Source organism: Photorhabdus sp. P32 (assembly GCF_038085095.1).
GTDB classification, from domain to species: domain Bacteria; phylum Pseudomonadota; class Gammaproteobacteria; order Enterobacterales; family Enterobacteriaceae; genus Photorhabdus; species Photorhabdus luminescens.
On record NZ_JAZGJN010000224.1, the window covers coordinates 17,415 to 28,003 of the forward strand.

The 10,589-nt window shown below is 52.7% G+C and carries 7 protein-coding genes and 1 pseudogene; all 8 read left to right on the forward strand.

The genetic code is table 11. From position 1 onward, the window contains the following. Positions 1 to 142: 142 nt before the first annotated feature. Positions 143 to 1,675, forward strand: a complete 1,533-nt coding sequence (gene tssC / locus V2H77_RS05720) for a type VI secretion system contractile sheath large subunit (protein ID WP_341498045.1) — start codon at positions 143 to 145, stop codon at positions 1,673 to 1,675. A 15-nt stretch (positions 1,676 to 1,690) separates the two neighbouring features. Then, positions 1,691 to 3,040, forward strand: a complete 1,350-nt coding sequence (tssK, locus tag V2H77_RS05725) for a type VI secretion system baseplate subunit TssK (RefSeq protein WP_341498046.1) — start codon at positions 1,691 to 1,693, stop codon at positions 3,038 to 3,040. Next, positions 3,037 to 3,711 carry a type VI secretion system protein TssL, short form gene (gene tssL, locus V2H77_RS05730; RefSeq protein ID WP_341498047.1) on the forward strand — a complete coding sequence of 225 codons (675 nt, stop codon included), beginning with the start codon at positions 3,037 to 3,039 and terminating at the stop codon, positions 3,709 to 3,711. The genes tssK and tssL overlap by 4 nt, the downstream gene beginning before the upstream one ends. Further along, positions 3,708 to 5,447, forward strand: coding sequence for an OmpA family protein (locus V2H77_RS05735; protein ID WP_341498048.1), 1,740 nt, complete (start codon positions 3,708 to 3,710; stop codon positions 5,445 to 5,447). Before tssL ends, V2H77_RS05735 begins: the two co-directional genes overlap by 4 nt. 18 nt (positions 5,448 to 5,465) lie before the next feature. Then, a complete protein-coding gene (locus tag V2H77_RS05740) occupies positions 5,466 to 5,957 on the forward strand; it encodes an Hcp family type VI secretion system effector (RefSeq protein WP_341498049.1) in 492 nt (163 codons plus the stop codon). Between the two features lie 177 nt (positions 5,958 to 6,134). After that, a complete protein-coding gene (locus tag V2H77_RS05745) occupies positions 6,135 to 8,660 on the forward strand; it encodes a type VI secretion system Vgr family protein (protein ID WP_341498050.1) in 2,526 nt (841 codons plus the stop codon). After that, positions 8,661 to 10,316, forward strand: a complete 1,656-nt coding sequence (locus tag V2H77_RS05750) for an esterase/lipase family protein (protein ID WP_341498051.1) — start codon at positions 8,661 to 8,663, stop codon at positions 10,314 to 10,316. Further along, positions 10,309 to 10,589: pseudogene (locus V2H77_RS05755) on the forward strand (T6SS immunity protein Tli4 family protein); the annotation flags it as partial. The gene V2H77_RS05750 and the pseudogene V2H77_RS05755, both read left to right, overlap by 8 nt.

Sequence of the window (10,589 nt, forward strand, 5' to 3'; positions counted from 1 at the left end):
ACCCTATGGATTTCAAGGTGCATCGCGACGGCAAGGGAGCGAATCCCCGGGAGCATAGAGAACTATGTGACCGGGGTGAGTGAGCGCAGCCAACAAAGAGGCAACTTGAAAGATAACGGGTATACATCAGGAGACAGGATTAATGACTGTACCAGAACAAACTGCTGCTGCGGCAGTAACGACGACTCACGCCGAAGACAGTGTTTATCAATCGTTATTTAAGAAAATTAATTTACAGCCGGTGGAGCAGCTAAGCGATATTGAACGCTTTCAGAGCAGCGATGCGCTGGCTGATGTGACGGCGGACGAGCGAGTCACGGCGGCTGTCAGCGTTTTTCTCTCTGTGCTGAAAACCTCAGCGCAAAAAGTTAAACGGCTGGATAAAGCATTATTGGATAACCATATCCGCGAGTTGGACGAACAAATCAGCCGTCAATTGGATGCGGTCATGCACCATCCTGAGTTTCAACAGGTGGAATCTGCCTGGCGCGGCCTGAAATTCTTGGTTGATCGTACTGATTTTCGTCAGAACGTCAGGATTGAAGTGCTGGATGTTACCAAAGACGATTTACGGCAAGATTTTGACGATGCGCCGGAAATTGTTCAAAGCGGTTTCTATCACCACACTTACATTCAAGAATACGATACGCCGGGCGGTGAGCCTATCGGATCGGTGATTGCCGATTATGAATTTGATGCCGGCACGCAGGATATTGCGCTGTTGCGTAATATCGCCAAAGTCTCGGCGGCGGCGCATATGCCATTCATTGCCGCTGCTGGCCCGGCTTTTTTTGGCAAACAAACGATGGATGAAGTGGCCGCGATTAAAGATATCGGTAACTACTTTGACCGCGCCGAATACATCAAGTGGCAAGCATTCCGCGAGAGTGACGATGCTCGTTATATCGGTTTGACTTTACCCCGCGTGTTAGGGCGTTTGCCCTATGGCCCAGACACCGTACCGGTGCGGACTTTTAACTATGTTGAAGAGGTCGCCGGCCCGGATCACGATAAATATTTATGGACCAACGCCGCCTTTGCTTTTGGCGCGAACATGATCAAAAGCTTTGTCAGTAATGGCTGGTGTGTCCAGATCCGCGGCCCGAAAGCAGGGGGAGCGGTGACTGATTTGCCGATCCATCTCTACGATTTGGGAACCGGTAATCAGGTCAAAATTCCGTCAGAAGTGATGATTCCAGAAACCCGCGAATTTGAATTCGCCAATCTGGGCTTCATTCCGCTCTCTTACTACAAAAATCGGGATTATGCCTGCTTCTTTTCTGCTAACTCAGCGCAAAAACCGGCGTTGTATGACACCGATGAAGCGACGGCTAACAGCCGTATCAATGCGCGTCTGCCCTATATCTTCCTACTGTCACGTATTTCCCATTATTTGAAACTGATCCAGCGGGAAAACATCGGCACCACGAAAGATCGACGTCTGCTTGAAATTGAACTGAACAACTGGATCAACACCTTGGTAACCGAGATGACCGATCCTTCCGATGATTTGCAGGCTTCTCACCCGCTGCGTGAAGCGCACATCACTGTTGAAGATATTGACGACAACCCCGGTTTCTTCCGGGTCAAGTTGTATGCAGTGCCGCATTTTCAGGTAGAAGGGCTCGATGTCAACCTCTCTCTGGTTTCTCAAATGCCGAAAGCTAAAGGTTAACAAGAGGGGAACATCATGAAAATTGAGCGCCCGCTATGGGTGACAGGAACCATCTTGTCTCCCCAACAGTTTCAGCAGCAGGCTCGTTGGGAGGCGTATGCTCATGAGTCGATTGCTCGTCTGGGACTGGCGCACCCTTGGGGCGTGCTGACCGCAGTGTTTGATCAAGACACTTTAGCGTTAGGACAGTTGAAAGCGGATCGCCTGTGTGTGCGTTTTGCTGATGGATCGCTGATTGACACTGATCGGGCGGATCGCTTACCGCCGGTGCTGGAATTGGCTGCCGTTTTGCCGACAGACGCACAGCAGGTCACGGTCTTACTGGCATTGCCGCACACTTACGCCAATGGCGGTAACTGCCTTAAACCAGATGAACGCGCCGATCGTCCAGTGCGTTACCAGCAGGAGTGGGTGCCGGTACAGGATGAATTCAGTGATCGCGTTGAATCGATGGCGGTTGCCCGTTATGCGATATCGCTGCGTTTTGACAGCATGGAGAACGGCCAGTACCTCACCTGCCCGGTGGCTCGTCTGTTGCGTGATGCTCAGGGAAAATGGACCTTTGATGAGCAATTTATACCGCCATTACTGCGTCTTAGCGCGCATGCCGGTTCGATAGCTCGGCTCGATCTGTTGTTGACGCAATTACGAGCTAAACAGGCTCGATTGATGGCAATGCGCCGAGAAAGTAATGAGCGGATGGCGGATTTTGCGGTGGCGGATGTGTCGTTGTTCTGGCTGCTTAACGCGCTTAACAGTTATGAACCGATATTGAGTGATTTTAAGGCTCACCCAGAAGCGCATCCAGAGCTGTTCTACCGTGAAGCGGTAAGACTGGCGGGCAGTCTGTTGACTTTTTCACTGGACCATGACGCCGGCGTGATCCCGCGCTATCAGCACGATAATTTGACGGCGGTATTCCCGCCGCTATTTGACTTGCTGAGTCAATTGCTGGAGATCAGCTTGCCGTCGCGGATGGTGACGATTGAGTTGAAGAAACCATCGGAGCAGCAGTGGGTAGCCACTCTCCATGATACCCGCTTATGTGAAGCGGCGGATTTTTACCTTTCTGTCCGCTCTTCCATACCGGCGCACCAGTTGCACACCCGTTTCCCGCTGTTATGTAAAGCCGGTGCGCCGGACGAGGTTGACCGGATGATTAGCCGGTCATTAACCGGAATCCCCTTAGTCGCGCTTAGCCATGTCCCGGCCGCAGTCCCGTTGCGGCTGGAGAACCAGTACTTTGCCCTTGATCTCGCCCACCCGGCGGGCAAAGCCATGCTAGAGGCGGGGAGCTGTGCCTTCTACGTGCCCGGAGTACTGGGCGAAATTCAGCTTGAACTGTTTGCGGTATTGAGGACATGAATAAATCACCTTTGTTAACTAAAACATCGCCACCGGATATCGATGCCCTGTTACAGAACAGCTACCTGTTGGTGGCAGAGCTTTGTCAGGGCGCATCGGTGGAACAGGCGGATGTGGTGTGGCAGCACTGCACCCGCGAGATAGAACAGACCCGGCGAGCGCTGCGTGATGCGGATGTCAGTGAATCCGCGATTAATCATATCAGCTACGCCCATTGCGCCTTGTTGGATGAAACCGTACTGGAACGGGCGCCGGAACAAGGATATGCCGCCTGGCGGGCAACATCATTGCAGGAGCATTTCTTTGATACCGCCGAGGCCGGTCACCAGTTGTATGAACGGATGCGTACTGTACTGGATGAACCGGCCCCTGATCGGGCAGTACTGACCTGTTTTCACCGTGTGTTGTTGTTGGGATTCCAGGGAAAGTGTCAGGAAGATACCGCATTGATACGTGAACAACTGGTAACTCGTTTACGTCAACAGGTCGTACCTTTCGGCACGGCTCAACAATCACCGGCGTTAACCAATGTGTCGCCGGACCGTCTCAGGCTAGGCGCCATAGTCGGCCGACTAACCGCGGCGATCTCCGGCATGGTCATCGTGTTGCTCGGTGTCTGGTGGGGATTAGGTCTCTATCTGGCAACGCTATTTCCGGGGTTGGCGAGATGAGCGTCATGTTGCGACGGGTGTTATGGGGATGGGGAGCCGGGCTGGCGTTGCTGCTTTGTCTGGTCTGGTTGCCCCTATCGCCGGTGGGCCGATGGGTGGGTGCAGTCATTATCCTGCTCTGCGCGCTGGCGGGGCTGTTGTATCGCGGGCGTTCTCAACGGCGAGAGTGTCTTAACAGCCTGTCAGCGGCGCTGCCGCCTGAAAGTGATCGCTTGCCGGTCGTGTTGGTATATAGCGACATCCAGGACAGCCTGTTTGGTAATGAACTGTTGCGTCAGACGCCGCAAGGCTACTGGTTGTGCTTACCGTCAGGGACTTCGCTGTCTGACGGGGTGACAAGCTTACTGGCTGCCCGGCCCTCTTGGGGCGGCCAGTTAAGCGTGATGGCGGTGATCAACCCGCAACAATACCGTGACGCCGCCGTGTTGGCAGGTTGGGTGCGAGAACTACGCTGGCAGCTATCCCAGGTGCGTCAACAACACGCTGTCTCGCTGCCTTTACTGTTAGCGGGCTACTTAGCCGGGCCATCCCGACAACCTGATGATTCACCGTGGTTTGAGTGGCAATCAGGACGGACCACCGTGACGGCCTGGCGCGAAGGCGCCTCGTTTCAACCACTCGCGGATTGGTTGGCACAGGGCGCGTTGGCAGAACAGATGGCGCGTTTTCAGCGTGGGGTTGAGTTGACTGGCTGGGCTGATTGGATGAAGGCGCATGTACTGCCCGTCTGCCTGACCCCGGAAGATGGCTTATCTCCTTGTCCGCCGCTGGCGATGGTATTGAAGTTTGTACCGGCATTACCGTATTGGTCACCCGGCCATGTCTGGCAACAGTGGCTACAAACCAAAACGGCGCTGAACAGGGCGCGCGACCCGATAGGCACATCGGCTACCGGTGATGCTGCCGTGATATTGCCGTTTCCGGACAGTGTATTGCGCCTGCTGCCCGCCGGTGCGGTACGAACACCGGTTCAACGGGCCGTGGGGATAGCGCTGGGGCTGTTTCTGCTGGCGGGCATAACAGCGCTAGGTTGCTCGGCTTGGCATAACCGACAGTTATTGCGTCAGGTGGAGAGCGACCTGCTGCATTATCAGTCCATTGCTGTGACGGATGACAGCCGCAAGGCACAGGCGGAGGCAGTACTGAGGAGCGACGCTGATCGGCTTGAGCAGTATTACCGGGACGGCGTGCCGTGGCGTTTGGGATTGGGGCTGTATCAAGGGGAACGATTACGTCCGCCATTGCATGCGGCTCTTGCCGGTTACCACGCTAAACAGAGGGAGAAAACGCCGGTAACGCCAGTGGAACCACAGACGATCAGCCTTAACAGTCTGGCGCTGTTTGATGTGGGACAGGCGAAACTGAAAGCGGATTCAACCAAAGTATTAGTCAACGCACTAATGAACATCCGCGCCAAACCGGGCTGGATGATCCTCATCACCGGCCACACTGATTCCACCGGCGATGCCACGAAAAATCAGGCGCTGTCACTGGCACGCGCCGAAGCAGTCCGCGATTGGATATTACAAACCAGCGACATACCGCTGGCTTGCTTCACTGTACAAGGCAAGGGAGCAACGAGTCCGATCGCGACTAACACAACCGCTGCGGGGCGAGCCGCCAACCGCAGGGTTGAAATTCGTCTGATACCGCGTGTAGCCGCCTGTGCGCGACCGCAGAAGGTACCGGACACCTTATCAACAACGTCGCCGTTACAGGCGACATCACTCAAGTAACAACTAGGAGTAATCATTATGGCGATTCCCGCTTATTTATGGCTGAAAGATGACGGCGGTGCTGACATCAAGGGTTCTGTCGATGTGCAGGGCCGGAAAGGGAGTATCGAAATTGTGGCGTTGGAACATATGTTGCATATCCCGACGGACAACAATACCGGCAAACTGACGGGGACTCGTGTACACGCTCCGCTGGTATTCACCAAAGAGGTGGATGCATCAAGTCCCTATCTATACAAAGCGGTCACCACCGGCCAGACCCTGAAATCCGCTGAAATCAAGTGGTACAGCATTGATGACGCAGGTCAGGAGAAAGAGTACTTCATCACCCAACTGGACAACGTGAAAGTGGTGAGAGTGGCGCCGCTGATGCATGACATCAAAGACCCTGCCAAAGAGAAGCACAACCATCTGGAACGCATTGAGTTGCGCTACGAAAAAATCACCTGGACCTACAAAGACGGCAACATCATTCACGCTGATGCGTGGAATGAGCGCACGACGGCGTAACGAGCGTGGCAGACGGTTTAATCCGTCTGCGGTTTTTTCATTTTTTGCGTGATAGCGGGGGCGGGAGGCCCCGCTGTAAAAAAATACGAATCTAGATAAATCATAACCTTATGGGCCTCGGTATACGGCTATGGGCGGTAGCGTGCCCGCATGACTGAGGAATAATCGGAAGAAAATATGACGAATCCAACCCCGATGATCATCTTTGATCACAGCCGCTACAAGTTAAAAGTGCGGGGCAATAAAGCGCCGCTGGATGTGCTGACCTTTACCGGGCAGGAAGCCTTAAGCCAGCCGTTTCGCTATGCCATTGAATTCACCAGTGCGGAGAAAGGGATTGAACCGGCCCAGATGCTGATGCAGAACGCCGCATTTACCCTGACTTCGCCTGAAATCAATCCGGGGATACGGTGGATGCCGATTGTACCTTCGGCGCCGCTGCGCTCAGTTTACGGGGTGATCAGCGGCTTCAAACTGCTCTCTACTTCGCGGGACGAAAGCCGTTATGAAGTGACGCTGGAGCCCCGGCTGGCGCTGATGGCGAGAAGCCATCAATACGCCATCTACCAAAAACTGTCGGTGCCGGAGATTGTGGAGAAAATCCTGCGGGAGCGGCATGGCTTTCGCGGGCAGGACTTCCTGTTCAGTCTGGCCTACAACTACCCGAGGCGGGAACAGGTGATGCAGTATGGCGAAGATGACCTGCGCTTTATACAACGCCTGCTGGCGGAAGTGGGCATCTGGTACAAAGTCACCGCGGATGACCGGTTAAAGATCGACGTGGTGGAGTTTTACGACGACCAGCGTGACTACCAGTTCAACGTCTACCTGCCGGCCCGCAATCCGTCAGGCATGCACGGCGGGGAGGACGCGGTGGTGTGGGGCATGGAGACCGCGTATCAGGTGGTGGAGGGAAAAATTACCACCCGCAATTATGACTACCACGATGCCCGGCCGTATCCCGGCTTAAACACCGGGGCGGATGTGGCGCGGGACGACCGAACGACCTATGGCGAAGCGTACCATTACCGCGATGACTACCGGATACCCGGCGACCGTTACGCCTATCAACCGGAGACGGAAAGTGGGGTGTTTTATGCCCGCCTGCATCACGAGCGCTACCTGAATCAACGCATTCGTTTGCGGGGGATGACTACCTCCGCCACGCTGGTGCCGGGGCAGGAATTGAAAGTGAAGGGTGACGCCCCGGAAGCGTTTCGCAAAGGGGCGATAATCACCCAGATCACGAGTAGCGCCCGTCGGGACAGCAGTTTTGAAATGGCGTTCACTGCCATTCCCTATTCCGAAACCGTGTGCTTTCGCCCGGAACGGATACCGAAACCGGTGATGGCCGGTACGATACCCGCACGCGTGAGCAGCACGAAAGTGAATGATACCTATGGCGATATCGACGAAAACGGCTTGTATCGGGTGTCATTTGACTTTGACCGGGAGAAATGGCCGCAAGGGAACGAAAGCCTGTGGGTGCGTCTGGCCCGTCCGTATGCGGGGGAGAAATATGGCTTTCACTGGCCGTTGCTGGAAGGTACCGAAGTCGCGATCGCCTTTGAAGGGGGCGACCCGGACCGGCCCTATATCGCCCATGCCCTGCACGATTCAGAGCACCCGGATCATGTCAATCTCTACAACTACAAACGCAATGTTCTGCGCACCCCGGCGAATAACAAACTGCGGATGGATGACGAACGTGGCCGGGAACATATCAAACTGAGTACCGAATACGGCGGTAAAAGCCAGTTAAATCTCGGTCATCTGGTCGATAGCCAGCGCCCACACCCGGATAAACGGGGGGAAGGCTTTGAGTTGCGAACCGACGACTGGGGCGCGATTCGGGCCGGCAAAGGGCTGTTTATCAGTGCGGATAAACAGGCTCGTGCGGGTGGCGAGGTGCTGGCGATGGAGGCGGCGCTGAATCAACTTCAACAAGCGCAGATCTTAACCGAGGCATTATGCGGCGCAGCTGAAATGGCTAAAGCGGAACTGGCGGATTTGCAGCAACAGAAAGCGCTATTAAGTGAAACCTTAGCCGAGTTGAAAAAATCCGCACTGTTACTGTCCGCGCCGGAGGGAATTGCACAGACGACGGCGAAAAGCCTCCAGTTGGCGGCCGGGGAAAATATTATCGCCACCAGTGGGAAAAGTACCGATTTCAGCGTGTTGAAAAAATTCACGGTGGCGGCGGGTGACAGGATCAGCCTGTTTGCCCAAAAACTGGGCATAAAACTGTTTGCCGGCAAAGGCCGGGTAGAGATTGAAGCGCAGGGTGATGAGATGGGGCTGGCGGCGCTGAAAGATATCACGGTGAATAGCCATGAGGGAAAAGTGATCATCAGCGCCAAAAAAGAGATTTTGTTGGTCAGTGGTGGTGGTTATATCCGAATAGGGAATGGTCAGGTGGAGTGTGGCGCGCCCAATCACATTATCCAACGAGCGACAGCGTGGCAGAAGTTTGGCGGGCAGAGCGTCAGTCAGTCCATACAGCAATGGCAAACAGCAAATTACGCAGTAACGCCGAAAGCGGTACGGGCTTATAAGATTTCTCCGTTAGCCCGTCAGAATATGCAGCTCCATGCCGAAGATGGCGGCGTACAGGCATTATCAACCGCACAGAATGGAAAAAGCCCCTTGCAAAAGCAGGTTGGGGTGGAAATCAGTCAATTGAAAATAAAAGATGAGGAGTAAATGATGAGTGAACCGAAGGAAAATGAGATTTTTATTCATCCTGAATATGATGAACTGGGTCTCCCTTATTACAACGTGCCGAATGCCAGAATTGAAGAAAATCTGGTGGCGACGTGTTTGAAATACGCGACTAAAGTGATCCCGGTGATTTTTCTGCCGGGGGTGATGGGGAGTAATTTAAAGTTAAAACCGAAACGGGAGGGGGAGAGGGGTAAGTCAGTCTGGCGATTAAATTCAAAATATAGTTCTGACGTTTTATTATGGATGTTCAGGGGAGCATCTTACAGGAAAGAAACTTTAGACCCGAATAAAACGGAAGTTGATGATTCCGGGGATATTACGCCTGATCACACTGAGAAGAATAAATTTCAGACTTGCAAGCAGCGCGGTTGGGGGGAGATAGCCCATATGAGCTATGGCACTTTCCTCCCTTGGCTTCAAGCGGTGTTGGATGATGAGCGTCTGGCCTTTGAGTACTGTCTGGCAGGGAAGGATGAAAAAACCCTTCGGCAACGTATGGTTGATATGAACCTGAATGCGGAGTGGGGGGAAGAGCCGCTTACCGAGGCCGAGGTTGACCATAGTTATGATTTTCTCTACCCGGTTCATGTGATGGGCTATAACTGGCTGCAATCTAATGAGGAGTCTGCCAAGAGGCTGAAACAATATGTGGATGAGGTTTTAGCTTTCTATGGTAAACGGTGTGCAACTAAAAAGGTGATTTTAGTCACTCATTCAATGGGAGGGCTGGTTGCTCGTTATTATTCAGAACTGCTGAATGGCAGAGATAAAATTTTAGGCATTGTGCATGGGGTGATGCCCGCTACGGGGGCACCGACCACCTATAAAAGAATGAAAACCGGTGAAGATGGTAAGACAAGCCTAGTTGTGGGTTACGATGGTGAAGATATGACGCCAGTGCTGGCGCAGTCTCCCGGCCCATTACAGCTTCTGCCGGGAAAGGAGTATGGTAGAGGCTGGTTACGTATCGCTGATGGTAAAATGACGCATAGACTGCCGAAATCAGATCCGTATGAAGAAATTTATTTGGAAAAGGATCGCTGGTGGGGATTATGTGAAACCCGGCTTTTAAACCCGGATAAAAAGGAGAAGTGGAAAGATGAAGCAAGCTGGAATAGTTATCGGGAGTTGATAAAGAACACAGTCAAACCATTTATTGAAGAGTTAACCAATAAGTACCATCCGAATACTTATGCCTTTTATGGTGCTAGTGAGAAAAACCCCTCGTATGGCGTTATTTTATGGCAAGAGGATAAACTAAATTATGATACCTATAGCCGTGCTAATCGTTATGACAGACCGGGGGATTATTCCGGTATGGCATTTGATCAGCCATTATACGATCCTATTAATATGGAATTAGGTTCAACCCGTACTGTTCATCTTTCTGCCGGGTCTTCATCGTGGGGATATAAAAATATTACATTTACAATGGCGCCACCTAAAGAGCCGGGAGATGGGACGGTGCCGGTGCAGTCTGGTCGTATTACAACTAGGTATTTACGCAGCTTGTTGGCAACAGAAGTCGACCATGAAGGTGCATATAAAGAGGCTAACGGGACGGAAGAGACTGTTGCCCGGTTATTCACCTTACGCTCAATTGTGAAGATGGTGCAGGCGGTGAAAATTGAATAGGAAAACAACCTTACTGACTTTAGCGGTTATTTATACCTTATGGTGGCATATGCCGGTATTTTATTGCCCGATTTTAACTGAAAAGGAAAAAAAAGTGACAACTGAAATGTTAGCGAATATGCAGCCTCGTTGTGTGGGCCGTTATTTGATAGATCTTCCTGCCGGATTTGAAAATGTTGCCAATCGAGGGATATTTATTGGTGATGCGCAAATAGAAACCGAGCGTTTACATCCACCTGCATTTAAACAGCGGATACAGTTAAGAGAGCAAGA